Origin of the sequence: Epilithonimonas hungarica (assembly GCF_900102265.1) — a bacterium.
In the GTDB taxonomy this organism is placed as follows: Bacteria; Bacteroidota; Bacteroidia; order Flavobacteriales; family Weeksellaceae; genus Epilithonimonas; species Epilithonimonas hungarica.
Genome location: NZ_FNBH01000003.1, coordinates 59,574 through 83,906 on the forward strand (window position 1 = coordinate 59,574; position 24,333 = coordinate 83,906).

Consider the following 24,333-nt stretch of genomic DNA (forward strand, 5'->3'; position numbering starts at 1 on the left):
TTTTTGATAAAAAGAAAAAGAGCTCCACTCAGGTCGGGCTGCGCTTCGCAAAATCCAACATTTGCATCAATTCAAACCTTGTCAAAACTTCGAACTTTCAAAAATTAAATTATAATCAATTATCACTCATCAACTATCATTTATAACAACATATGGAAATCCTTATAGCAACACATAATTTACATAAAAAAGAAGAGATACAGCAGATTCTCGGGTCAGAATATATCGTCACGAGCTTGTCAGATTATGATCTGAATGACGAGATTATAGAAGATGGAAATACCTTTGCTGAAAATGCTCTCATAAAAGCCAAATATTGCTTCGAGAAAACAGGGAAACCAAGTATAGGGGATGATAGTGGTCTCGTAGTGGAAGCTCTCAATGGCAGACCAGGCATCTTCTCGGCGCGTTATGCAGGGAATCACAATTTCCAAAAGAACATCGAGAAGGTTTTGGAAGAAATGAAAGACGAACCGAATAGAAGGGCTTATTTCATTACGGTGCTTTGTTTCAAGGACCAAGATGGCGAACATTATTTTGAAGGTCGGGTTTACGGTAATTTGACAAATGAAGTGTTCGGATCAGACGGATTTGGTTATGATCCGATCTTTGTTCCGGACGATTACAATTTAACATTTGCAGAAATGCTGCCTGAAGAAAAGAACAAGATCAGCCACAGAAGTGAAGCTTTGAAGTTATTCTTGGATTTCCTGAATTCTAGAGGGGGTGCGTTGTGATTTTTGTGATGTTTTCGTATATTTACCCTTTTAATTTTCAATACAAAAAAGAAAATTGAGCACATATCTTACAATTTTGGGATTCAATTCAGCAATTCCGACCATTAATTCCTCTCCAACTTCTCAATTCTTGGAAATGGAAGAGCGTCATTTTCTAATCGATTGTGGTGAAGGAACACAGGTGCAGATGCGCAAGGCAAAAGTGCGATTTTCCAAGATCAATCATATTTTCATTTCCCATCTTCATGGTGACCATTGTTTTGGACTACCCGGATTGGTGGCTTCTTTCCGATTATTGGGAAGAAAGACGCCTTTGAACATCTATGGTCCAAAAGGCATCAAAAAAATGATGGATACGATCTTTGAAATTACCGAGACCTATAAAGGCTTTGAAGTGGTTTACCACGAGCTCGAAGGGAAAGAATCTGTAAAAATCTACGAAGACAAAAGGGTAGAGGTCTACACGATCCCATTGAATCATAGGATTTATTGCAACGGTTATCTCTTCAAAGAAAAACCAAAAGAACGTCATCTGAATATGAATGAGATCTCCAAACATAAGGAAATAGAGATCTGTGATTTCCAGAATCTGCGTCTGGGAAAAGACTTCGTCTCAGAAGATGGAAATGTGATTAAAAACTCTTTGTTGACGACAGACCCGAAACCTTCTGTCTCCTATGCATTTTGCAGCGATACCAAATATAAGGAAGACATCATCCCGATCATCGAAAATGTGGACGTTCTTTACCATGAGTCCACTTTCCTTCATAACTTGAAAGATATGGCGGATTATACTGGACATTCCACAGCTTTGGAAGCCGCTACTATTGCCAAGAAAGCCCAGGTCGGTAAGCTGATTCTAGGACATTTTTCCAATCGTTACAGCGATCTAAGTGTAATGACAGACGAAGCCAGACAAATTTTTCCGAACACTTTTTTACCAAAAGCGTTGGAAATGGTGAAAGTAGGATAACAATAGAAATCAATATTAAAACTAAAAACGGATCCGCAAGTTTCCGTTTTTTATTTATGCAGTTAAGGATTCTTGCTTCAATTTCTTATCGATCAGGAAAGGCAGAAAGGGTACTACTGATGCTGTCAGATAATAGATAATTCTTAAAATATTCCAACGGTACTTGAAAGCGGCTGCGATCAGAATTGCAAAATAGAAAAGAAATAATACGCCATGGATCCACCCAAAATATTTAACACCCTCTGGGATATCCCAAATGTATTTTAAAGGCATCGCGATAAAAAGTAGGATCAAATAGGAAACAGCTTCTACCAATGCGATATGCCGATAGACATTGATTAGTTTAAATTCTTTCTCTTTGGACATTTTATATTGATTTGAATAAAAAACAAAGAAACGAATTCCATTCTAGAATATTTTATTCTTGTCTTGTAAAGGGTCAAAATACCTTAAACAGGGTATTTCAAGTTTGAATTAACTGCTCTAATTTTAAATTTGAATTAAAAACTAAGATTATGCGGACAAAATTTTATTTCATCTTATTAGTTTTAGCCTGTTTTCTGCTCAATGCACAAGCGTTGCAAACAGGCAATTATACATCAAGCGACGGAAACTATACTGTAAGTATTGAACAAAGTGGTGATGAGATCAGTCTCATAGAACCTAACAAATCGAATATCTATAAGAAAACAACTTCAGATTACTATTATAATACAGAGCCAAAGTATAATACATACTATATAAGACTTGTTGGGAATAACAAATTCTATTCTGGTAAAAATGATGGTAATGAGTTTCTGTTTACCCTTTCCAGTACCAATCCTAGTGAAACTATAGAATCTGTAGATAACTGCCCTCTGTATGATAAATATTTGAAGTTGAGCCAAGAGGATCCCGTTGAAGTTCAAGCATGGACCTTTTGCGGTGCTGCTGCAATTGCTAAGTGCACGTACAATGCCGAGGCAAGTCAGGCATATAATAAAACCATTATTGCAGGACTAAAAGCTATTTTGGAGGATCAAAACAGATGCCCTTGTGAAGACGTAATTCCAAAGTCCGAATGGGATGCAGTCCCTAATTATTAAACAAGAAATTATGAGAATAAAAATTACTTTTCTTTGGTTTTTCTGCAATGTCATATTTTTTACTGCACAACAAAACAACAATTTTGAAAAACTGGTTAACGAGGAGTTCGGAACATTGTTGGAAAGTCTGCTTGTTGATGGGAAACTGGATAATGATAATGCCAAAGCATATTTGGCAACTGTTTACCGATACAATTCCGACGTCAATGATTATCTTCAGAATGCTGATTTTTCTACGAACCTTAATTCCATAAACTCAACCGATCTAAATACATTACAATATGTAGAACTTGTCAATTCTTCTTTGCTGGGTGCAGTTCCCAATCAAAAATTCCAGCAGTTATCACAAAATATCAGTGACGGGCTGATGTTTTATAACGGTATCTACGATATCACACAAGGGAATATTACCAATAATGCCATTGGTGTAGGATTCAAAATTTTTGACTTTTTTTCCGATCTCAATAGAATGATTAAAGAAGAGGAAAAATTAAAAGAAAAAATAAAAATTATCACTCCAACTCTTGGAAAATTAAGTAAGAACAATATTAATTCCCCTAAATTAAAAATTGTTGAAGATTTCTCATCTGCAGACAATTGGAACCTCAATAAAGAACCTGTTTTTACTAAGTATTCTACACTTATATACTGACAACTAATTATACCGAAATAAAAGATAATCATCTTAATATCACGACTCAGAATTATAATTCCGGAGATTGGCTGAATTTGGGAATAAGCAAAGAAGTTGTATATGAAAAAGCCAGATTATTCAGAAACATCAATAAGTTTGATTTTTCTAAAGATTTTAGAATAACAATGGATCTGAAAATTGATCTGAACACAGAGAATGATGTATTCTATATTTATATCGGAAAAGGGTATTATATAAGCATTCAAAAATATAAAAAATGGGTCTTGTTCGGTACTCCTGCAGCGTATGATGTGACCTATGATTATGGCAGATTGGAAAACCTGTATCCACGGAAAAAAGAAATAAAAGATTTTGATAAGGCTAAAGGGATTTATAGATATTCTGGTTCAGGAGGAGAATCTGTAACATATGAACAAAAAAAAATTCCTGAAATAGACTTTAATGGTGTTTTGACCTTGGAAATTATAAAACAGGGAGGGAAGTTCTCAGGTAAATTATTAAATGATCTATCTGGATCCGAATTTACAGTTGACAATATAAGTTACTTTCCTGATAAATATTATCTAGGTTTCAAATTAAAAGCTTGGAACAAAAATGCAAAAGTAGAAATCCATCATCTAGAATTAGAACACCTATAATACTACAGAAATAACAAAACACAGATTTATGATCTGTGTTTTTTGATTCTAATCCAAAGTAACAATCCTTAATTCTTTGTGACTAATAAAATGTTGCGTAAATTACGCACCAAAATAAAAATTAAAAAAATAAAAGTATAATATGAAGAAAATTTTTATTTCAATTTCACTCTTATTTATGATAAATGCAATGGCACAGAAATTTGAAACGCAAACCTCAACAGATAAACAAGGTTATACTTACGAGACTGTAAAAAATGACCAGTCAGGCGTAAGAGTTTATACCCTGAAAAACGGACTAAAGGTCTACCTCGCTAAAAACGACGATGCACCAAGGATCCAAACCTATATCCCTGTAAGAACAGGCTCTAACAATGACCCAAGCGATAACACAGGTCTTGCGCACTATTTGGAACATATGGTTTTCAAGGGAACTTCACATCTGGGAACTCAGGATTGGGAAAAAGAAAAGGCTTTATTGGCACAGATCTCTGATCTTTATGAACAGCATAAATTGGAAAAAGATCCGGAAAAGAAGAAGGCACTTTATAAGAAAATTGACGAAGTTTCCCAGGAAGCATCCAAATATGCGATCGCCAACGAATATGATAAAGCGATCTCTTCCCTTGGAGCAACAGGAACCAATGCCCATACTTGGCTGGACGAGACAGTATATAAGAATAATATTCCATCCAATGAGCTGGAAAAATGGCTGAAAGTAGAGAAGGAGCGTTTCTCAGAATTGGTCTTGAGATTGTTCCATACAGAGCTGGAAGCAGTTTATGAGGAATATAACCGTGCTCAGGATAACGACGGGCGTCTTGTGAATTATGCAATGATGGAAGCGCTCTTTCCAAAACATCCGAACGGACAGCAAACGACAATTGGAACTTCAGAGCATTTGAAAAGTCCGTCTATGGTAGCGATCCATAAGTATTTTGATACTTACTATGTGCCTAATAATATGGCGATGGTTTTGGTTGGAGACCTGGATTTTGACAAGACCATAAAAATGGTGGACCAATACTTTGGAACTTTCAAATACAAGGAATTGCCAATGAAAAAAATGGTTTCTGAAGAACCGATGACAAGTATCGTTTCCAGAACTGTGAAAAGTCCATCTACACCTAGAATGTCTTTGGCCTGGAGAACAGATTCCAACGGTACCCAAGAAGCAAGACTGGCAGATGTGGTAGCGGAAATATTGAGTAACAGCGGTGATGCGGGTCTTATTGACCTCAATATAAATCAAAAACAAAAAACATTGGGAGCTGGTGCCTATGAATCACCATTCAAAACTTACGGTGCCTTTGTCCTCACAGTTGTTCCTAAAGAAGGGCAAAGCTTTGATGAGGCTAAAAAATTGTTATTGGATCAGATCGATCTTGTTAAAAAAGGACAATTCCCAGACTGGATGCTGAACGCTATCGTGAACGATCTGAAAGTTCAGAGAATGAAACGTTGGGAAACAGCTGACGGATTGGCAACAACATTATATTCAACTTATATTGGCAACAGAACCTGGGAGCAGGAACTGGACGAAATAAACCGATATGAAGCGATTACCAAAGCAGATGTTGTAAAATTTGCGAATGATTTCTTTAAGGATAATTATGTTGTCGTTTACAAAGAAAAAGGTGTGAATGACAAATTGGTACGTGTAGAAAATCCGGGAATTACACCAATCAAACTGAACAGAGAAGCTCAATCCCAATTCCTGAAAGATATTATCAATACAAAATCGTCTGACATAAAACCGGAGTTCGTTGACTTCAAAACTGCAATTGCGACTTCTACGATCAAAGACAAGAAAGTAAGCTTCATCAAGAACAAATATAATGAAGTGGCCCAGGTAAATTATGTATTCCCATTCGGGACAGATAACGATAAGGAATTGGCACTTGGCGTAACAGTTCTTCAATATCTTGGGACAGACAAATACACACCGGAACAATTGAAAGAAGAGTTTTATAAACTTGGGATCACTAATCAATTCAAAACATCGAATGACCAGATGATCATTGCATTGAGTGGATTGGAAAGCAATATGAAGAAGGGCGTTGAGCTTATGAATCACTGGATCAATAATGTGAAAGCAGATCAGGCGATCTATGATCAAACAGTGAATACGATCTTGGAATCCAGAGAAGTTGCGAAGAAAGATAAGAACAGGATCATGGCTGCGCTCACTAATTATGCGAAATTTGGAAAAGAATCCCGGCTAACTGATGTTATCTCCAAGGACCGTCTGAAAAGTATCAATGTTTCTGAGTTGACCTCCAAGATCAAAACACTTAACCAATATCCTTACGAAGTATTCCTTTACGGAGAAGACCAAAAAGGATTGGAAAAAGCAGTAAAACCATATATTGTAGATACAAAACTACAGCCTGCAGCAGCTAAAATGTATGCTGAGCCGGCAACAGCAGGGAAAGTATATTTCACACCTTATGATATGGTACAGATGGAAATGTCCAAGGTAGCCAAAGCTGGTGATGTAAATGTTGTCAATTTCGGGAAAGCAAGTGTTTTCAATGAGTATTTTGGACGAGGATTGTCTTCCATCGTTTTCCAGGAGATCAGAGAAAGTAAGTCTTTAGCTTATTCTGCTTATGTTTCTTATGCTAATGCGACAGAGAAAAATCATCCGAATTATGTAACGACCTATATCGGGACGCAGGCAAATAAACTACCTTTGGCTGTATCGGCAATGACGGATCTAATGACGGATTTCCCACAGATTCCGGCTCAGTTCGAGAATGCAAAAGGTTCGGCCCTTAAACAGATCGCATCTAACAGGATCAACAGGACAGTAACTTATTATAACCAATTGTCACTTAAAAAACTGGGAATCGATTATGATGTGAGAAAAGATATCTATGCTGAGATCCAGAAATTGACATTGCCGGAATTGACTAGTTTTTACAATTCTGAGATCAAGCCATTGCAATTTAATACAGCCATCATTGGGAAAAAGGAAAACCTGAATATAGAATCTGTCAACAAAATGGGAGAGTTCCAAGAAGTAAGCCTAGAAGATATTTTTGGATATTGATTCTGAAGATGTTTTATAAATGAAAAAGTGGAGCAGAAGTGCTTCACTTTTTTTATTTAAATATTCATCTAATTATAAAATTATTGTCGATTTTCTCTTATTGCTCGAATCAACTCTTTATTGCGTTTCTCAGCTCTTGCATTATTAAGCGACAAGGCAGCCCATATAGCGGCAGGAAGCCAGCCCAAGACGGTAATCTGTAAGATTAAGCAGATCACTGCAGTTATGATTTTACCTCGAATAAAAAATGAGACAAAAGGTAATAGGATCGCTAGTAACATAGTTTTGATTTTTTGTATATGATCAGGAAAAATTCTGATAGTTTTCAAATATAAAATTTCCGATCTGAAGAAAAAATTATATCAGATCGTTTGTTATAAGAATTAATTTAAATTTGATGAGCTGATCGCATCATTCAAAAACTGGTTAAATGGATAAATCTCTTTAAAGAGTTTCACCACGTTTTTGGCAAAATTTTCATCAAGAACATCTTCATCTGATAAAGGATGAAAAACTGTGAATTGTTTGAATTTCAAATAATCACCCATTGGATTTTCCTTATCAAAACCCTGAGGAACTTTTACCAATCTATCACCTTGTAATTCAAGATTGTCTCTGAATGATTTTTTATTGAGTATCTTCAAGAAATCTTCACCTTCAGAACTTATCTTTTCACGGATGGCTTTTAGATTCTTAGGTTCGGTCATATAAACACCGCCGGCAAGGAACGATTTACCAGGTTCCAAATGAACATAATAGCCTGCATTATTAAGTGTTTTTGGGCCTTTTTCTACGAGAGAGGCTCCTATATTGGTTTTATAAGGCGTTTTGTCTTTGGAAAATCTTGTGTCTTTATAGATCCTGAAAATACAGTTCCTTGCTTCCAATCGTTCTACGCTCTTATCAAATTCTGAAACTCCGGAAATGATTTCGTTGACTACATTTTCAACATTTTCTTTTGCTTGCAGATACAGGTTTTTATTTTCGTTGAACCAATCTCTGTTATTATTGATCTCAAGTGTTGAAAGGAAGTTCAACGTTTCTGGATTTATGACGTTTTTCATCAGAATAATATTTTGATTAAAATTAAATAAAAAATCCTGCTTTATCGGCAGGATCTTCAATTTTATTTGTTTTTAAAGACTGAAATTTTTGATATGATATCCTTAATACAATTTTTGATCAGTTTCACAAAAGAAACTTCTACGCTTAGATTTTCCGGTTATTTTCTTGATCAATGGTCTTCCGCATTTTGGACAATTCTTTTTCTGATGTGCCTTCCAATGTTTTTTAAGTACAAATTCCCGTTTCCACTTCAAAAATTCAAAACTATAATTTCTGGCTTCTGTAATCAGATCATTCAGTTTTTTTGGCGGAAGGTTTCCAACAAGACTTTCAGGCTGAACAGCGATCCTGAAAAGAACCTCATTCTTGATGATATTGCCGACTCCCGAGAAAATATCCTGATTCATCAATGCATCGCAGACCATCATTTCGGGATTGGATCTCAGTTTGTTTTTGGTCTTTTCAGGATTCCAAATGTTGCTCATTACATCTGCTTCCCAGTCAATGGTTTTCAGAAAATCATTTGGTAAAAGTTTGACAGAGCAGGTGTAAAAGAATGCTTTGCCATTTTGAAAACTTAATCCTAAACGCAGATTATTGTCAGGTTTTGTTTGCTGGTCAATTTCATAGGAACCAAACATGAGCAAATGGATCCTGACATTGATCTCATCAAAAATAAGGTAGGTTTGTTTCCCATAAAGCCTGATTTCTTTTAAAGTTTTACCAATAAGCAGATCTCTGTCGATCTTTGCATTTCCAACTGCTGTGATAACTTTTTTACCTACGAATTTCTGGAGGTCTTCTTTCATTAACAATATGGATGGTCCTTCTGGCATAATTGATTTTTAGGATAAAATCTCAAATATTATTCCGATAAAAATAAAATTTGAACTAATTTTGAAAAATGATGAACTTAAACCAGATTTTCACCAACCAGAGAACAGGAAACAATCCCCATACAAAGGCTTCGAGAACAGATTTTCAGAGAGACTTTGACCGAATTATTTTTTCATCGGCTTTCCGAAGACTTCAGAATAAGACGCAGGTCTTTCCGCTTCCGGGAAGTGTATTTGTTCATAACCGTTTGACACATTCTTTGGAGGTTTCTTCCGTTGGGAGAAGCCTGGGAAGCGTGATCGGCGAGTTCATCCACGACAGTTTTAAGAATGATCTGACGGAAGATTCCAAGAATTTTTATCTCCATAATCTGGGGAACGTTATCGCGGCGGCGTGTCTTTGCCACGATGTTGGGAATCCTGCTTTCGGGCATTCTGGGGAGGATGCGATCGCCAGTTATTTTGAAAGAAACGAAAACGACCTGAAGCCAAAATTCAATGAAAAAGAATGGGCAGACCTTGTAAATTTTGAAGGTAATGCCAATGCGATCAGAGTTTTGGCTCAGCAGCAACAAGGAAAAGATGCAGGCGGGATCCAGTTGACATTTGCGACTCTTGCTAGTATTGCAAAGTATCCTTGTGAAGCAATTGCTAAAAAGAAAGGTATCATTCATCGAAAGAAGTTCGGTTTTTTTCAAAATGAAAAAGATATTTTCCTTGAGATAGCCAAAGAAACAAATATGATCTCCGAAAACGATGATCCCTATATTTTCAAAAGACATCCGTTTGTTTGGCTGGTAGAAGCTGCGGATGACATCTGTTATAACATCATCGATATGGAGGACGCTCACAGGTTGGGCATTGTTTCAACTGTTGATTGTAAAAATCTGTTTTTTGAATTGATCAAATCTGAGACAGATGATATTGATAGAGTAGAACGTAAACTCAATTCTATTGGCAATGAGAATGAACAGGTCTCCTATCTGAGGGCCAAGGTCATCAATGCTTTGATCAACAAGTCGGTGGAACTTTATAAAAGTAATTTTGATAAGATCCTTGATGGAAATTTGGAAAAAGGACTTCTCGATATTTATAAGTCTGAAAATAGAACCTTACAGGATATAGAAAGCTTCTCTATTGAAAAAATATACAATCACAAGGCGGTTGTGGAAATTGAGAATGCTGGCTATAATGTCATGTACGAGTTGCTGGATCATTTCATCCCATCAATTTTAAAATCGGCTAGTGAAAGAAAATCCTATGATAATAAAGCTTTGAAACTGCTTCCCAAGCAATTCTTCTATGAAGAAGGAACGGATTATCAGAAGGTTCTTGGCGTAATCGATTTTGTTTCCGGAATGACGGATAATTTTGCAACCGACCTTTACAGAAAGATCAAAGGGATCGATATCGGAATGACGATGTAAAATGAGATTTTAAATCAGTTCACATCCAAAAACATCTGCAAAATGTTTTTTGATCTTTTGCTTTACTTCATCGATATCAACTTCATGTTCCAATTCTCTTTTTAGGGAAGTAACTTGTTTGTCCGTGATCCCGCAAGGAATGATATATTCGAAATATTTCATGTCGGTATTGACGTTCAAGGCAAATCCGTGGATCGTGACCCAACGAGATGCCTTTACGCCCATTGCACATATCTTTCTGGCATAAGGTTTCCCGACGTCCAGCCAAACCCCGGTTTCACCATTGGAGCGTTCACCTTTGAGTCCATATTCTGCAATAGTTCTGATGATGACCTCCTCCAGATCACGCATATAACGATGGATATCTGTGTAAAAATTTTCTAGGTCCAAAACAGGATAACCAACGATCTGACCAAAACCATGATAAGTGATATCACCGCCACGATTTACTTTGATATAAGTAGCGTTGATCTCCTTTAGCTTGTTTTCGTTGGCAAGAAGATTAGATTCGTGACCGCTTTTCCCTAAAGTATAAACATGCGGATGTTCTACAAAAAGCAGATGATTTTCAGTTGTTTTCTGATCTTCAGGATTCTCCCTGTTATGGATTTTTATCTCAAGGTTATTTTTGAGCAATTCTTCCTGATAATCCCAGCTTGGCTGATAATCTTTGGTTTCAAGGTCTTGGAATTTTACTTTTTTGTTGATGAGGGAATTCACTTTGATTGAATTATTTCTACAAATTTACTCATTATTTTACCAAATCACAATTAATGGAAAAACCACCCGAAGGTGGTTCCTATAAAGAATAAAATCTGAAAATATGGCTTATTTTACGATAAGCTTTTTAGTTTCTGTCTGTCCTCCGTAAGTGATCTTCACCAAGTAAGTTCCTGTAGAAAGCTTATTAAGGTCAACCTCTTGTGTAGAGAAACCAGACTTGTTTATGATAGCCGTTTCATATACTTTTTTTCCTGAGAAGTCAAATACTTCGATATTCCCGTTTTTAGAAGCTGCTTCTTTTACATCAAATAGGATATTGATTTTTTTGTCTTCTTTGGTAGGGTTTGGATAGATCCCGAAAGTTCCTTTTTTACCGAAATCTGCCACAGCCAATTCGTTTGTCACATTTTTATATTTGAAGTACATGTTGCCGGTTGTGGCACCTCCATTAGAAGTGAAATACATTCTATAATAGTTGCTTCCTTCCTTGATGTAATAAACGACATCGGTATATACTCCGGTTGTCGGTTTCCAAGAGTGTCCAATAGTGGTGATGTTTTTTGAGAAAGATGCTTCAGCAGGCGCATTATTTATAGCTGTTGCCTGAGTTTCCGGTTTTACATATGCCACACTGATGTTAGGAGATTGGATGACTCCTGATAATCTGTACATCGAGATATTGTTGTAGAAAGTAAAATATCTTGTGAACATGAGGTCCCAGTTGGCTCTTGCAGGTTCCATATTTTCTACTTTGGCTCCAGTTGTAAAAGAGAAATAGTTAAAGAAAGCATCATCTGTTCCGTTAGCTATAGTTCTGGTTTCGGTCGCATCCCAAGAAGTTCCGTTCCATTTGGAATATTTGAATGTATACCCTCCGAAATAGTCCGTGATCATGAACTTGACATAAGAAGGTGTTGTTCCAAGATATTTCAATACAAAGATAACCTTACCTTCTATATGGTGATTTCCTACATTATATTCTCCCCATCCGTATGTTGCAGAACCTTGTTCAAATGCACCTTCTTCTATAGAAGTTGTCTGATCGGGATTGTATAGAGCTGCGCCCCATGAGCCGATATTTGCAATATCGATATTGTCCCAATCGGCTGGATTGTTGGACGCCTGATAAGTTTCAATATTTTGTGCATCATTTATTCTGGAACCGAATCCAAAAGAGCTGTTTCTATAAAATGCAACATCCCAACTGTTGGCCGGTTGAGAAACGATGTTATTGGCTGACAGGTCAAAGAATACTCTGTTTGAGTAATTAGGCCCTGTTGTGAGCTCTACTTGAGTATAACCAAATTCATCGGTTTGGGATAAAACAGTCTGACTTACCGAAAGAGAAAGTGCAGCTGCAAATAATAGTTTTGTTTTCATGTTTATGAAGAATTAATTATTTAGAATGATTCTACAAAACTAATAATTAATTCTTATTTAGAATGATTAAAAATTAAAATAATTATTGAAATGATAAAAATCATATTTGTTTTTCTTCTTTGCCACAAAGTATAAAAAAACCTTTTAAGAAAACTTAAAAGGCTAACGTAATAGAAAAATATCCAATTTTATTTCTTGATGAATTTAGATTTTACAGTTTGTCCGTCTTTGTTCTCGATAACAATGAAGTAAACGCCCGTTCTCAATCCATTGATGTCAAAACTGTTGTCATTGATTTTGCCCTCTTTGGCCAATTGTCCAGATGCAGAATAGATCTTTGCATTTGAAAGGGAGATGGGAGATACAAATCTTAATGTTGAGTTATCTGTAGATACGGCAAATTTCACATTGCTTGAGTTGAAAGCACTTTCGTTAACTGCCAAATTCGTATCATACTTTACATTATCAATTTGTAATGCCGTATGCGCAGCAGTTGGCGTATGTCTTATAACAAGATAAGTTCCGGTAGAAAGAGGAACATTCACCTTTACATTTTGGATGGCAGTGCTTGTAATTTGTATTGGGTCACCTATGGCCACGAAAGTTGTCATATCGGTAGGGCTGGATGCAACACCTACCTGGATCGTTGTGGTGCCAGGTGAAGAAGCTACTAATCCCGTATCAAAAGAGATGGCTTTGTCTCCGGCTGGAGCAACAATCTGAGGTGTTACAAGATATAATGGTTGATTTGAGCTGCTTCCGGGATACGCCTGAATGACTTTATTGGTGGCATCGGCAGCAACAACAAGCATCATGGGCTGTGGTGGAAATGGTGCTGTAGGTAAAACGGCTGACCAGCCGTTTTGAGGGAAAGTCGCATTTCCAGCTGTGAAATTATTGAAATCTTCATTAATTGTTGATAATTGGGCTTGCGCAACTACGGCAAATAATGACGCGGCTAAAAGTAGTTTTGCTTTCATAGATCCTATTCAGATTTAATTGTTATTTAGAATTATTCCACAAAAGTACAAAATTGTTTTTAATGATTCTAAATAAAATCTTATCTTCGCAAAAATTTTTTTCAATGAAGAAGCGAACGATGAGCCTTCTGTCTGTAGCGATTTTGAATTTAGCATATGCGCAGAGGGACACTCTTAATCAAAAAAATATTGAAGAAGTCGTGATTACAGGGCAATATACTCCGCAATCTATTAATAAATCCATCTACAAAGTAGAAGTTATCTCTGCGGAACAAATAAAAAATATGGCGGTTACCAATGTCGCTGAAGTTCTGAACCAAAATCTTAATATTCTTATAACACCAAATTCTAGTTCTGGAGATTCCAATGCTAATATAATGGGCTTGAGTGGTGAATATACCAAAGTTTTAATCGATAATATACCAGTTGTGAATGATCAAGGAATGGGAAATATCTTTGATTTAACTAAGATCAATGTTAATAACATCGAGAGGATAGAGATCGTAAAAGGGTCAATGGGTGTAGAATATGGTAACAATGCGATGGCTGGTGTTATCAATATCATTACAAAAAAAGATTACCAAAAGAAAATTAATATCAATGCCTCTTTACAAGAAGAAACAGTTGGTAAGGATTATGATTGGTATAAAAAAGGGAATGGAAGACACATTCAAAGTCTTAATATAGGTTACAAGATCTCTGATAACTTGACCATAACTGCTGATGTTAATCATAATGATTTTCAAGGATATCAAGGTGTTCAAAAAGGATATAAGTTTTTTGACGAAACAAACAGCGGGCAAAGAGGTTATGAATGGCAACCTAAGGATTTATTAATCTCTAATGCTGCGATTCGCTATGCAAAAAATAATACGACTTTGTTTTATAAAGTCAATTTTCTGAACGAGGAAATTAATTACTACGACCCAACCACCAAAATATTACCACTTTCTGGCGGTGAAAAAACTTATACTGCGGGCGATAAAGATTATTTTACAACACGCTGGATTCATCAACTTAATGTTACAACCAAATTAGGCTCTAGGATCAATTATAATGGCGATTTTTCTTATCAAATCCAAGAAAGGCAATCTCAGGATATTCTCTATGATGTGCCTAATCGGTATGTGAGATCTAAAGAAGCTAAGAGAACTTTTTATAAATCAGAAGTTTTATATTCCCGAGGAATGTTCAGTAATTTTTTGGATAGTGAGAAGATCAATTTTCAGGTGGGGTATGAATTAGATAGGACCAAAGGTTTTGCAGATCAATCAACATTTGCGGACAATAATAGACCCGATGGGGAAGGAAATGTAAATAGGGTCATCTTTAACTATGCTAATTTTGTTTCGGCAGAATGGAATCCTCTGAAATGGCTTTCTTTCCGTCCTGGAGTAAGACTAGCTTTAAGTGATAAATTTAATAGCCAATATAATTACTCTTTAACAGCAAGGTTTATAACTTCTGAAAAGTCTAATATAAGAACGATTTTTGGATCGGCTAACCGCTTCCCCAAATATGATGAACTTTATACATGGAGGGTTGATGCTAATCATGATATCCGAGGTAATGAAAATCTAAAGCCGGAAACAGGTTATTCCGCTGGTGCTTTTTGGGATTATGCCACCGCAACTTCAGGTGATTGGAAACTGAATGCAGGTTTGAGTGGAATGTACATGGATGTTAAAGACCGTATAGAAAGTGTCATCATCAGTAATATTCCTATGAAATATACTTATTTGAATATTGATAATTATAAATCTATTCTTTTTAGTGGGAGTTTTAGCGCAAGAAAAGGTAATTTTTCATTTAATGCAGGAGTTTCTACATTAGGGATTTCTCAAAGCTTAAATACAGGGAACACAACTTCTGAAGATGATTTTAATTATTATGTAGAAGTCAATGCAGCGGCTAATTATACTTTACCAATTACTAACACATTGTTTGCTTTATACTACAAATATACAGGTAGAAGCAAGTTATATACATTGGAATTTAAAGATGCATCCGACACGGGGCATTATGTTCTAGGTGACATTGGAGATTTCAGTATGCTAAATTTTACAGTTAGCCAACCGTTTTTCAATAATCATTTTGAATTGGCTTTGGGTGTGAAAAATATCTTTGATATTACAAGCATTCGAAATACAACACAAGCAGGAGACGGACACAATGCGGGTACAGATCTGCAAAACTTATTCTATGGCAGAAGTTATTTTGCCAGAGTCAATTATAATTTTTAAAAACAGAGAAATGAAAAAATTATTATTTATAGTACTCTCGACTACTTTTATCCTTCAATCATGCCTTAGAGATAACGAGGATCCAGTGTCAGTTTCACCTATAGAGGGAAAAATAACCAATCCAAATGTTGCAGGTCCTACCCAGCCTAATCAAGTTTGGGTAGATTTAAGTGAAGTTGATGCTGAAGGCAATCCAAAACAAACACTTAACAGACGTACAGATTGGGATTTAGCTTTCTATTCTGGAGATCAATTTAAAGTGATCCTTAATTCTTCTATTGTAATGGCTGCTGGGAAAATTCCTAACATTACAGATATTAATCAAGTAAAAGAATCGGATGTTGCAGTCCTTAAGACAAAAGTTCAGGTTGCTAACTTCGACCCGAGTAATGTTGCTTATGTGGATGATGTTAAAGGAAACTTTCCTATAAGTCCAACAGCCATTTCAGAAATAGCAATTAATGATGTGGATAATGCTGTATATCTTCTAAATATGGGTAAAGATATCTATTCTGGGGGTGTTCCTGTGGGCTCAATCACTACGGTTGGAGATGATAGAGGTTGGATGAAGATCCAAATTACAAGAAGTGGAAGCACCGCATATAAAATTAAATATGCTAATGTTTCCGATACAAGCTATAAAGAATACATTATTAATAAAAATACAGATTACAACTATAGTTTTTTTAGTTTGAAGAATGAGAGGGAGCTCCTTATTCAGCCTCAGAAAGAGAAATGGGATCTTTGTTTTACGGTATTCACCAATGTGATAGAAGGGGCAGGGACGTATATTTATGGAGACTTTGTATTAGATAACATAATGGGAGGCGCTGCTTCTTATCAAGTTACGATTCCTTCAAATGTCAATGCAACGGAATATTATAACAATTTCAAAGCTTCTGATATTGATATGTCAAAATTCAATTATACAGATCACAGAACTATAGGAGCAAACTGGAGAAATCCTGTTGGTACAAATGGATTAGAAACTTATGGAGACAGGTTTTATGTATTGAAAGATCCCGAAGGCTTTTACTTTAAGATTAAGTTTCTGAGAATGACAAACGATCAGGGAGTAAGAGGCTTTCCACAATTCGAGTACAAACCACTTTAACCAAACCAAAATAAACATATGAAAAATATCAAAATAGCTGTTTTGTCAGCACTTCTTTTAACAGGTTTTTCATGCAAAAAAGAAGACTCTAAAGTTGCAAAACCAGAAGAAATAAAAACAGAAGCTCCAGTTTCTGATCAAAAAATAGTAAGCATTAGCGGAGGTGTTACAGAGATTGTTGCTGCACTTGGCCATGAGAAAGAGATTGTTGGAATTGATGTTACAAGTACTTATCCTGAAAGTCTGAAATCGACAGCTGAAGAATTAGGACACGTTCGTTCTATGACAATCGAACCAATTATGAAGCTTGATCCAACGTTGATCTTAGCTTCTGATAAAGATATCAATCCTGATCTGTTAGAAAAAATAAAAGCTTCCGGAATCAAGACCGAATTATTCCAACAGGAGTTTTCTATCAATGGAACCAAAAAATTGATTGACCAGGTTGCAAAAGCTTTAGGGAACACAAATCAGCAAATATTACTGGATAAAATTGATGCTGATGTAAAACAAATCCAGCCAATTGCTAAAAAACCAAAAGTTCTCTTCATCTATGCAAGGGGAAATATGATGATGGTTGGAGGCAAAAACACACCAATGGCAAGTATTATAGAGATTGCTGGCGGAGAAAATGCTGCTAACGATTTCGAAGATTTCAAACCTTTGACTCCGGAAGCAGTTGTGCAATCAAATCCTGATGTATTGTTGTTCTTCACAAGCGGATTACAGGGTTCCGGAGGGATAGAAGGAGCTCTTAAAATGCCTGGTGTTCCTCAAACCAATGCTGGGAAAAACAAAAAGGTGATTGCGCTTGATGGTGGATTATTATCATCTTTCGGGCCAAGAGTTGGAGAAGCAGCATTAAGCCTCAACAAACTTTTAATCGAGTATTCAAAATAATCAAAACAACGAACCCGAAGGGTTCAATTTGAATAGCCATAGGTAAAACCTATGGAAAACAATGTAAAATAAAACAGAACCCAAAGGGTTCAATATTAATAACCATAGGTCAAACCTATGGAAGAAAAATTGATATTTTGAAATCACAAAGTCTTACATTTTACGCCATTATCGGTATTATTTTATTAATACTGATGATGGTTTTAGCTTTAAATATTGGAGTTTATGACTTCGGTGGTTCTTCTTCATATGAAGTGTTATGGAAGTTTTTAACTGGTGATTCTTCTTTATCATTAAGTGAAAAATATGTGATCTGGGAAGTCAGGACTTCACGCATCATTATGGCAGTTTTGATAGGGAGTATGTTGGCCGTTTCTGGAACAACCTTACAAGGGATGTTCAAAAATCCTTTAGCAACAGGAGAATCGATTGGTTTAACATCGGGAGCCACATTGTTAGCAGCGATTGCAATTGTTCTCGGACATACTTTTGAACAATATCTTCCGGAACTCATAAGAAATTCCTTGGTCGGCGTTTCTGCATTTATAGGAGCATTTTTAGCGATGGTTATCGTTTATAGGATTTCAACAAGTGCAGGAAAAACAAACGTTGTAATGATGCTCCTTTCCGGAGTTGCTATCACATCAATTGGCTTTTCGATTACAGGATTTTTGATTTACATTTCAAAAGACGAACAGCTTAGAGACTTGACATTCTGGAATCTCGGAAGTTTAGCGGGCGCAACCTGGACAAGGAACATTATTTTATCTATTGTTCTATTGTTTTCATACATCATTATTTTACCAAAAGGAAAAGCATTGAATGCAATGTTATTGGGCGAAAAAGATGCACAGCATTTGGGTATCAATGTTGAGACTTTGAAAAAACAAATCGTATTGATAACATCATTGATGATAGGAACGTGCGTAGCATTTTCCGGTACAATCGGTTTTGTGGGACTTATTGTCCCTTACATTTTAAGATTGTTATTCCGTTCAGATTATCATTTCATTTTGCCATTGTCAGCGATTTGTGGAAGTATTTTGCTATTGCTTGCGGACACGATCAGCCGAACAATCGTTGCACCGTCAGAATTACCAATCGGAATTTTAACATCATTGATCGGAGGTCCAATTTTCATTGCGATCTTGATCAAATATAAAAATACTTTGAGATGATAAAAGGACACCAAATCAATTATCAAAGTCAAAATGTCAGCATCTTGAAAAGTATTGATATCAATGTCGGCTACGGTGAGTTTCTGGCGATTGTTGGTCCAAATGGAGCAGGGAAATCCAGTCTACTAAATGTCCTGGCCAACGAAATTAAAACCGATAAAAAACAAGAGATATTATTCAAAGACAAAATAATTTACAACTGGAAACTCGAAGAATTATCAAAACATAAAGCCAAATTTTCTCAGCACAACGCTCAGGATATTCCGCTTTTGGTAAAAGATGTTGTGATGATGGGGCGTTATCCATACTTCGGTTCTCAGCCGACCTTGGAAGATATAAAATCGGCGGAAATTGCTATGGTGGAAACAGAGATTATTCATTTTCGGGACAGAGATTATAACTCGCTTTCCGGAGGTGAAAAACAAAGGGTTCATTTGGCGAGAGTTCTGGCTCAGCTGGACAACGAGATTGCACACAGGCTTTTGTTTTTGGATGAACCGCTCAATAATCTGGACATCAAACACCAGTACAATACATTAGAATTAATTAAAAAATTTACTCAAAATAATAACACCGCAATCGTTGTGTTACACGATTTGAATTTGGCTGCAAGTTTCGCCGACAAAATTCTGCTAATGGAAAAAGGTGAAGTGTTAGCTTACGGCGCTCCGGAAGAGGTTTTTACAGAGGAAAAAATCAGCCGTGCTTACAACTTTCCGTGTACCATTTGCAAACATCCGGTCAAAGACAGCACAATGATCTTATTTGGTTAAAAAACTTAAAGACAGATTAATTATGGCAGCTTGATCCGCCCTCCGTTCCCGCTATCCGCCTCTGGCGGATGAGCTCCACTCAGGTCGGGCTGCGTAAGATTCTCTGTTATAATAAAAACTAAAAAATGACAGAACAAGAACTCAAAATATTAGCAAAAAACCTGGCAAATCCGGAAGGAAAAACAGGAAGAGAAGTCGCTAAAATGATGAACGAGACCAACATTTCGATGACCAAAGAAACCACCAAAGCTTTGCATTTAATGGATAACGAAAAGGTTTTGGAACTTGGACATGGCAACGCAGGACATTTGTCTTATCTTTTGGATTTTGCAGAAAATATCCAATACACAGGCTTGGAAATTTCTGAAACAATGAAATCCGAAGCCGAAAATATCAATTCAAAATATGTTTCTCAAGCCAAATTTCAATTATATGACGGAAATAGAATTCCTTTTGAAAATGAAAGCTTCGATAAGGTAATGACTGTCAATACAATTTATTTCTGGGAAAATCCGGTGGAGTTCTTTAATGAAATTTACAGAATTCTAAAGAAAGACGGAAGTTTTGTTCTAACATTTGCGAAGAAAGACTTTATGAAAAATCTGCCTTTTACAGCGGATTTCAAGCTTTATAACTACGAAGACGTAGAAGAATTGGTAGCACAAACAAATTTCAAAAGAATGATCCACTCCGATAAAGAAGAATGGATAACCAGCAAAACCGGAACATTAGTAAAAAGAGAATACAAAGTTCTAACAATCAAAAAATAAAACCACGAAGTGGTTAAATAAAAGTAGCCCCGGGTGAAACCCGTGGAATAATAAATTGCAAACAATCAAAAAACAAATCAATATGAGTACATTAATAAACGATTTAAAAACAAAATGGGAAGCTCTGAAAGCAGAAAATCCACATCTTAGAATAAGAAACGCCGCAGAACAATTAGGCGTTAGCGAAGCAGAACTTTTGGCTACAAACATAGGAAATGGCGTGACGGTTCTTAAACCAGAATTCGCGTCGCTTTTGCAGGAGGTTGTAAAGCTTGACAAAGTAATGGCTTTGACAAGAAACGACGAATGCGTTCACGAGAGAAAAGGCGTTTATTTGAATCCAGATTTCAGCAATCCACACGGGCAGGTTTTCGTAGGAGAAGACATCGATTTGAGAATCTTTATCAACTCTTGGAAATTCGTTTTTTCTGTGATTGAAGGCGATAGAAAAAGTTTCCAGTTCTTTGGGAAAGATGGCTTGGCACTTCACAAGATCTATTTGACAAACAAAAGCAACGAAGCAGAATTTGATGCTTTAACACAAAAATATAAAGCCGACAAGCAATCCACAGAAATCGCGACGGAACCAATTGCTCCAAAACCTGAAGAAAAAGCAGATTCTGAGATTGATGTAGCTGGTTTCCAACAAGCTTGGAAAGATTTACAAGACACACACGATTTCTTTATGATGACCAAGAAATTCGGAGTTAGCAGAACTCAGGCTTTGAGATTAGCTCCGGAAGGATTTGCTCAAAAAATAGATAATTCTAAAGTCGTGAATGTTTTGGAAGATGCTTCTGAAAAACATATTCCGATAATGGTTTTTGTCGGAAACAGAGGAATTATTCAGATTCACACAGGAGAAGTTAAAAAGACGCTTTGGCATCAGCAATGGTTTAATGTAATGGACCCTGATTTTAACTTGCACCTTGATACAACCAAAATTGGTGAAACCTGGATCACGAAAAAACCAACAGAAGACGGCGAAGTAACTTCGGTAGAAGTGTTCAACAAAGAAGGTGAATTTATTGTTCAGTTCTTTGGAAAAAGAAAGCCGGGTAATCCGGAACTTCAGGAGTGGAAAGACTTGGTTGCCGGTTTATAAATAAGAAATAATTATTATTGATCTGAGGTCGTTTTATAGTTTTAATTTACTTTAGAACGACTTTTTTATTTTATTGCTAATGAAAAAGTTATTATTGTTTATTGCTATAATTAGTTTAAGTAATCTAAATGCTCAAAATTTTGATGTATTTAACTTCTATAATAAAAAATCAAAAGAAGTTTCTTCCAAAAAATTAATCAAAGAACTGGCAGAATACGATGTCGTTTTCATTGGAGAACATCATGATAATTCTATCAATCATTGGCTGGAAAAAAGAATTACGGAAGCACTTTTTGAAAAGAAAAATGGACAGATTATTTTAGGTGCGGAAATGTTCGAACGAGATAATCAACAAGCTTTGAATTCTTATCTCGCAGGAAAAATCGATGCTAAAAATCTGAAAGATTCGGTAAGACTTTGGAAAAATTACGAAACTGATTACAGACCTTTGGTTGATTTTGCGAAAGACAAAAAACTAAATTTCATTGCAACCAATGTTCCTAGAAAATACGCTTCTCAAACTTCCAAAAACGGCATCAAAAGCTTGAATGAGTTACCTGAGACCGAGAAGAAATATATAGCGAAATTACCAATAGAAGTGACTTTGGAAACGCCGGGTTACAAAGAAATGAGATCTCTAATGGGCGACCATGTTGACGAAATGAAATTAATGAATTTTGTTTCAGCTCAAGCCGTAAAAGATGCAACTATGGCAGAATCGATTTTTCAAAATTTGCAGTCTGGAAAAACCTTTATCCATTACAACGGCGATTATCACAGCAAACAATACGGCGGAATCTATTGGTATCTGAAAAAGAAAAATCCAAATCTTAAAATCGCAGTAATCTCTGTTTTTGAGTCCGAAAAACAGGATTTGTCTTTACCTGAAAAAGATTTTGTTCCAACAGAATTCAATCTTGTAATTCCGAGTGATATGACAAAGACTTATTGATGAAAAAGGAATTTGACAAATAAAAAACGCTAAGAAAAATCTCTCAGCGTTTTTTTTATTTTATTCTTTAATGAGTTTTTCTATAGACTCTCCTGAATCTGTCTTTATTTTCAAAAGATAATTCCCTTTTAAAAGTTGGGAAATATTGACTTTGTTTGAGAATTCTGTTTTGATCAATCGGCCTAAATAATCATAAACTTCAACTGAATTGATCTTTTTATCAGAAGTAATATTGATAAGGTCTTTTGCAGGATTTGGATAGATTTTAATTTGTATTTTATTCACCTCATTCACTCCAAGATAGGATTGATAAGTTTTATAAAAATTCAGAATTCCGTAACCCATTTGTGAAGTTGGATTTGGATAGAGGGATGCATTTTGTCTCAGTTTTGCCTTTACTTCTTCTAATGGTGTACCTGCGGGTAAAGCTTGTAAAAGGCAGGCCACACCGCCAGCTGCCACCGGATTGGAAAGAGAAGTGCCACTGGCTTGTGTAACCTGACTTCCGTAAACAGTATAAGTATCTGTTCCTCTAGCGCTTCCGTCCGGTTTTATCACACCTGCAGAATTTGGTCCGAAAGATGAAAAACTGGAAACGTTCCCTTGGCTTGTAACGGCACCGATAGTGAAGACCTTTTCGTTATCTCCGGGTGTCCCTAAGTAGTGCCAGGCACTATTCCCACTGTTACCTGCGGAAACAGTTAAGAAAATTCCCTTTTCGGCAGCTATTTGTGCCCCTCTTGCGATGAAAGATGTTGTTCCGTTCATATCGGCATAAGTATAGTCATATCTGCTATCATCAAAGTCTGTATAGCCCAAAGAAGTAGAAATGATGTCTACACCCTTTCTGTCGGCCTCCTCCGCGGCTTCTATCCAATAGAGTTCTTCCTCGGGAATTTCATTGGCTCCGTCTTCCGAAGCATACAGATAAAAATCTGCATCAGGTGCTGTTCCTACGAACTGATTGTCCAGATAGCCACCAATTGCTCCCATACAAATAGAACCGTGGGTGTTGAGCGAAGTATTATAAATGTCTGTATTTTTACTGATGAAGTTATAACCGCCCTTGATCTGTCCGTTATCACGAAGTCTTTTGTAAGCATTTCCCGTATCTACTGTTGGAAAACCAGTGTCGATAACTGCGATGGTCATTCCAGCTCCTGTAAAACCGGCAACATGGAGTGCACGAACATTGATCTGGTTGATCTGGTTCAGTCCGCCTCCGTAATTGAAAGTTGTCAATGCATCACGGTTACTGAACTCTTTAAATTTTTCAATCTTTTCCTTTCTGATTCCGCCGTTTGGATTTTTCACAAAACTCTCTACGTGGTCAACATAACTTTGCTGGGACAAGGTCTGTATCTGGGAAGATGTAGCATTTACTGCGACACCGTTCAGCCATTTGGAATAATCTGTTACTGTGAAGCCAAGATTTTTTATATTTTGAACATAAGTTGGCTCTATCGGCGCATCCTGATCTGTCAATGCAATCCCAAGTTTTGCCCTTCTGTCGAGAGATTTCTGTGTCAGTTCAGTTAAAGGGCTGGAATAAAAAGCCGCTTTATTGGGTTTATCCTTGAAGAAAACAAAAACTAATTCGGTTTGAGCCGTTGCAATTAAAGAAAAGCTAACTGATAAAATTGTAAAGATTTTTCTCACGTTTCAGGGATTTTGATTTTTTAAACTGATAAATAAATGTAAATTTACAAAATAATGTTTTTGCATTTGAAATGGCTTTCAAAAA

General features: G+C 36.3%; 23 protein-coding genes. 15 read left to right on the forward strand and 8 right to left on the reverse strand.

Features of this window, described 5'->3' with window-relative positions; translation table 11 throughout:
- The first annotated feature begins 152 nt into the window (after window positions 1-152).
- Both rdgB and BLT30_RS12055 read left to right on the forward strand, forming a co-directional pair.
- Window positions 153-737, forward strand: a complete 585-nt coding sequence (gene rdgB, locus BLT30_RS12050; RefSeq protein WP_089873812.1) for an RdgB/HAM1 family non-canonical purine NTP pyrophosphatase — start codon at window positions 153-155, stop codon at window positions 735-737.
- A gap of 55 nt (window positions 738-792) precedes the next feature.
- On the forward strand, window positions 793-1,710 hold the full coding sequence (locus BLT30_RS12055) for a ribonuclease Z (protein ID WP_089873813.1): 918 nt from the start codon (window positions 793-795) through the stop codon (window positions 1,708-1,710).
- 54 nt (window positions 1,711-1,764) lie between these two features.
- On the opposite strand, the gene BLT30_RS12060 is transcribed toward BLT30_RS12055, so the two are convergent.
- Complete coding sequence (locus BLT30_RS12060) at window positions 1,765-2,076, reverse strand: DUF3817 domain-containing protein (RefSeq protein WP_089873814.1); 312 nt, start codon at window positions 2,074-2,076, stop codon at window positions 1,765-1,767.
- Window positions 2,077-2,225: 149 nt separating this feature from the next.
- Here BLT30_RS12060 and BLT30_RS12065 point away from each other — a divergent pair, with 149 nt between their 5' ends.
- The 4 genes from BLT30_RS12065 to BLT30_RS12080 all read left to right on the forward strand — a co-directional run bounded on the left by BLT30_RS12065 (window position 2,226) and on the right by BLT30_RS12080 (window position 7,143).
- Window positions 2,226-2,795: a hypothetical protein gene (locus BLT30_RS12065; protein WP_089873815.1), complete on the forward strand. Its 570-nt coding sequence runs from the start codon at window positions 2,226-2,228 to the stop codon at window positions 2,793-2,795.
- Window positions 2,796-2,805: 10 nt separating this feature from the next.
- Window positions 2,806-3,447: a hypothetical protein gene (locus BLT30_RS12070; protein WP_139166649.1), complete on the forward strand. Its 642-nt coding sequence runs from the start codon at window positions 2,806-2,808 to the stop codon at window positions 3,445-3,447.
- Window positions 3,448-3,614: 167 nt separating this feature from the next.
- The gene (locus BLT30_RS12075) at window positions 3,615-4,088 is read left to right on the forward strand and encodes a hypothetical protein (RefSeq protein WP_139166651.1); all 474 of its coding nucleotides are present in this window, start codon (window positions 3,615-3,617) and stop codon (window positions 4,086-4,088) included.
- Window positions 4,089-4,230: 142 nt separating this feature from the next.
- Window positions 4,231-7,143: a M16 family metallopeptidase gene (locus BLT30_RS12080; protein ID WP_089873818.1), complete on the forward strand. Its 2,913-nt coding sequence runs from the start codon at window positions 4,231-4,233 to the stop codon at window positions 7,141-7,143.
- An 80-nt stretch (window positions 7,144-7,223) separates the two neighbouring features.
- On the opposite strand, the gene BLT30_RS12085 is transcribed toward BLT30_RS12080, so the two are convergent.
- The 3 genes from BLT30_RS12085 to BLT30_RS12095 all read right to left on the reverse strand — a co-directional run bounded on the left by BLT30_RS12085 (window position 7,224) and on the right by BLT30_RS12095 (window position 9,044).
- Entirely contained in the window at window positions 7,224-7,424 is a 201-nt protein-coding gene (locus BLT30_RS12085) for a YqaE/Pmp3 family membrane protein (protein ID WP_089874328.1), read from the reverse strand.
- Between the two features lie 102 nt (window positions 7,425-7,526).
- Window positions 7,527-8,207 carry a DUF2461 domain-containing protein gene (locus BLT30_RS12090; protein ID WP_089873819.1) on the reverse strand — a complete coding sequence of 227 codons (681 nt, stop codon included), beginning with the start codon at window positions 8,205-8,207 and terminating at the stop codon, window positions 7,527-7,529.
- A gap of 102 nt (window positions 8,208-8,309) precedes the next feature.
- On the reverse strand, window positions 8,310-9,044 hold the full coding sequence (locus BLT30_RS12095; RefSeq protein WP_089873820.1) for a DNA-formamidopyrimidine glycosylase family protein: 735 nt from the start codon (window positions 9,042-9,044) through the stop codon (window positions 8,310-8,312).
- A gap of 71 nt (window positions 9,045-9,115) precedes the next feature.
- On the opposite strand from BLT30_RS12095, the gene BLT30_RS12100 reads away from it, so the two are divergent.
- On the forward strand, window positions 9,116-10,471 hold the full coding sequence (locus BLT30_RS12100) for a deoxyguanosinetriphosphate triphosphohydrolase (RefSeq protein ID WP_089874329.1): 1,356 nt from the start codon (window positions 9,116-9,118) through the stop codon (window positions 10,469-10,471).
- A 9-nt stretch (window positions 10,472-10,480) separates the two neighbouring features.
- On the opposite strand, the gene lipB is transcribed toward BLT30_RS12100, so the two are convergent.
- From lipB to BLT30_RS12115, 3 genes are all read right to left on the reverse strand, one after another.
- Window positions 10,481-11,191 (reverse strand): lipoyl(octanoyl) transferase LipB, encoded by a 711-nt coding sequence (lipB, locus tag BLT30_RS12105; RefSeq protein ID WP_089873821.1) that lies wholly within the window; start codon window positions 11,189-11,191, stop codon window positions 10,481-10,483.
- Window positions 11,192-11,299: 108 nt separating this feature from the next.
- Window positions 11,300-12,574, reverse strand: coding sequence for a T9SS type A sorting domain-containing protein (locus BLT30_RS12110; RefSeq protein ID WP_089873822.1), 1,275 nt, complete (start codon window positions 12,572-12,574; stop codon window positions 11,300-11,302).
- Window positions 12,575-12,762: 188 nt separating this feature from the next.
- A complete protein-coding gene (locus BLT30_RS12115) occupies window positions 12,763-13,554 on the reverse strand; it encodes a T9SS type A sorting domain-containing protein (protein ID WP_089873823.1) in 792 nt (263 codons plus the stop codon).
- A gap of 104 nt (window positions 13,555-13,658) precedes the next feature.
- Between BLT30_RS12115 and BLT30_RS12120 the strand changes: the two genes are divergently transcribed.
- From BLT30_RS12120 to BLT30_RS12155, 8 genes are all read left to right on the forward strand, one after another.
- On the forward strand, window positions 13,659-15,797 hold the full coding sequence (locus tag BLT30_RS12120; protein WP_089874330.1) for a TonB-dependent receptor plug domain-containing protein: 2,139 nt from the start codon (window positions 13,659-13,661) through the stop codon (window positions 15,795-15,797).
- Between the two features lie 10 nt (window positions 15,798-15,807).
- Window positions 15,808-16,911 carry an HmuY family protein gene (locus BLT30_RS12125; RefSeq protein WP_089874331.1) on the forward strand — a complete coding sequence of 368 codons (1,104 nt, stop codon included), beginning with the start codon at window positions 15,808-15,810 and terminating at the stop codon, window positions 16,909-16,911.
- 18 nt (window positions 16,912-16,929) lie between these two features.
- A complete protein-coding gene (locus tag BLT30_RS12130) occupies window positions 16,930-17,811 on the forward strand; it encodes a heme/hemin ABC transporter substrate-binding protein (RefSeq protein ID WP_089873824.1) in 882 nt (293 codons plus the stop codon).
- Window positions 17,812-17,948: 137 nt separating this feature from the next.
- Window positions 17,949-18,989 carry a FecCD family ABC transporter permease gene (locus BLT30_RS12135; protein WP_089873825.1) on the forward strand — a complete coding sequence of 347 codons (1,041 nt, stop codon included), beginning with the start codon at window positions 17,949-17,951 and terminating at the stop codon, window positions 18,987-18,989.
- Window positions 18,986-19,762 (forward strand): heme ABC transporter ATP-binding protein, encoded by a 777-nt coding sequence (locus BLT30_RS12140; protein WP_089873826.1) that lies wholly within the window; start codon window positions 18,986-18,988, stop codon window positions 19,760-19,762. Before BLT30_RS12135 ends, BLT30_RS12140 begins: the two co-directional genes overlap by 4 nt.
- Window positions 19,763-19,887: 125 nt before the next feature.
- A complete protein-coding gene (locus BLT30_RS12145; protein WP_089873827.1) occupies window positions 19,888-20,532 on the forward strand; it encodes a class I SAM-dependent methyltransferase in 645 nt (214 codons plus the stop codon).
- Window positions 20,533-20,614: 82 nt separating this feature from the next.
- Window positions 20,615-21,637 (forward strand): hemin-degrading factor, encoded by a 1,023-nt coding sequence (locus BLT30_RS12150; RefSeq protein ID WP_089873828.1) that lies wholly within the window; start codon window positions 20,615-20,617, stop codon window positions 21,635-21,637.
- A 79-nt stretch (window positions 21,638-21,716) separates the two neighbouring features.
- Window positions 21,717-22,589, forward strand: a complete 873-nt coding sequence (locus BLT30_RS12155; protein WP_089873829.1) for a ChaN family lipoprotein — start codon at window positions 21,717-21,719, stop codon at window positions 22,587-22,589.
- Between the two features lie 60 nt (window positions 22,590-22,649).
- On the opposite strand, the gene BLT30_RS12160 is transcribed toward BLT30_RS12155, so the two are convergent.
- Entirely contained in the window at window positions 22,650-24,248 is a 1,599-nt protein-coding gene (locus tag BLT30_RS12160; RefSeq protein ID WP_089873830.1) for a S8/S53 family peptidase, read from the reverse strand.
- Window positions 24,249-24,333: the final 85 nt, after the last annotated feature.

What these genes read in the sequence shown, in the direction of transcription:
- BLT30_RS12155 (WP_089873829.1), top strand. Translation starts at nt 21,717, where the DNA reads ATGAAAAAGTTATTATTGTTTATTGCTATAATTAGTTTAAGTAATCTA.
- BLT30_RS12130 (WP_089873824.1), top strand. Translation starts at nt 16,930, where the DNA reads ATGAAAAATATCAAAATAGCTGTTTTGTCAGCACTTCTTTTAACAGGT.
- BLT30_RS12085 (WP_089874328.1), bottom strand. Translation starts at nt 7,424, where the DNA reads ATGTTACTAGCGATCCTATTACCTTTTGTCTCATTTTTTATTCGAGGT.
- BLT30_RS12110 (WP_089873822.1), bottom strand. Translation starts at nt 12,574, where the DNA reads ATGAAAACAAAACTATTATTTGCAGCTGCACTTTCTCTTTCGGTAAGT.
- BLT30_RS12090 (WP_089873819.1), bottom strand. Translation starts at nt 8,207, where the DNA reads ATGAAAAACGTCATAAATCCAGAAACGTTGAACTTCCTTTCAACACTT.
- BLT30_RS12125 (WP_089874331.1), top strand. Translation starts at nt 15,808, where the DNA reads ATGAAAAAATTATTATTTATAGTACTCTCGACTACTTTTATCCTTCAA.
- BLT30_RS12060 (WP_089873814.1), bottom strand. Translation starts at nt 2,076, where the DNA reads ATGTCCAAAGAGAAAGAATTTAAACTAATCAATGTCTATCGGCATATC.
- rdgB (WP_089873812.1), top strand. Translation starts at nt 153, where the DNA reads ATGGAAATCCTTATAGCAACACATAATTTACATAAAAAAGAAGAGATA.
- BLT30_RS12100 (WP_089874329.1), top strand. Translation starts at nt 9,116, where the DNA reads ATGAACTTAAACCAGATTTTCACCAACCAGAGAACAGGAAACAATCCC.
- BLT30_RS12115 (WP_089873823.1), bottom strand. Translation starts at nt 13,554, where the DNA reads ATGAAAGCAAAACTACTTTTAGCCGCGTCATTATTTGCCGTAGTTGCG.
- BLT30_RS12075 (WP_139166651.1), top strand. Translation starts at nt 3,615, where the DNA reads ATGGATCTGAAAATTGATCTGAACACAGAGAATGATGTATTCTATATT.
- BLT30_RS12140 (WP_089873826.1), top strand. Translation starts at nt 18,986, where the DNA reads ATGATAAAAGGACACCAAATCAATTATCAAAGTCAAAATGTCAGCATC.
- BLT30_RS12065 (WP_089873815.1), top strand. Translation starts at nt 2,226, where the DNA reads ATGCGGACAAAATTTTATTTCATCTTATTAGTTTTAGCCTGTTTTCTG.
- BLT30_RS12150 (WP_089873828.1), top strand. Translation starts at nt 20,615, where the DNA reads ATGAGTACATTAATAAACGATTTAAAAACAAAATGGGAAGCTCTGAAA.
- BLT30_RS12120 (WP_089874330.1), top strand. Translation starts at nt 13,659, where the DNA reads ATGAAGAAGCGAACGATGAGCCTTCTGTCTGTAGCGATTTTGAATTTA.
- BLT30_RS12145 (WP_089873827.1), top strand. Translation starts at nt 19,888, where the DNA reads ATGACAGAACAAGAACTCAAAATATTAGCAAAAAACCTGGCAAATCCG.
- BLT30_RS12080 (WP_089873818.1), top strand. Translation starts at nt 4,231, where the DNA reads ATGAAGAAAATTTTTATTTCAATTTCACTCTTATTTATGATAAATGCA.
- BLT30_RS12070 (WP_139166649.1), top strand. Translation starts at nt 2,806, where the DNA reads ATGAGAATAAAAATTACTTTTCTTTGGTTTTTCTGCAATGTCATATTT.
- BLT30_RS12095 (WP_089873820.1), bottom strand. Translation starts at nt 9,044, where the DNA reads ATGCCAGAAGGACCATCCATATTGTTAATGAAAGAAGACCTCCAGAAA.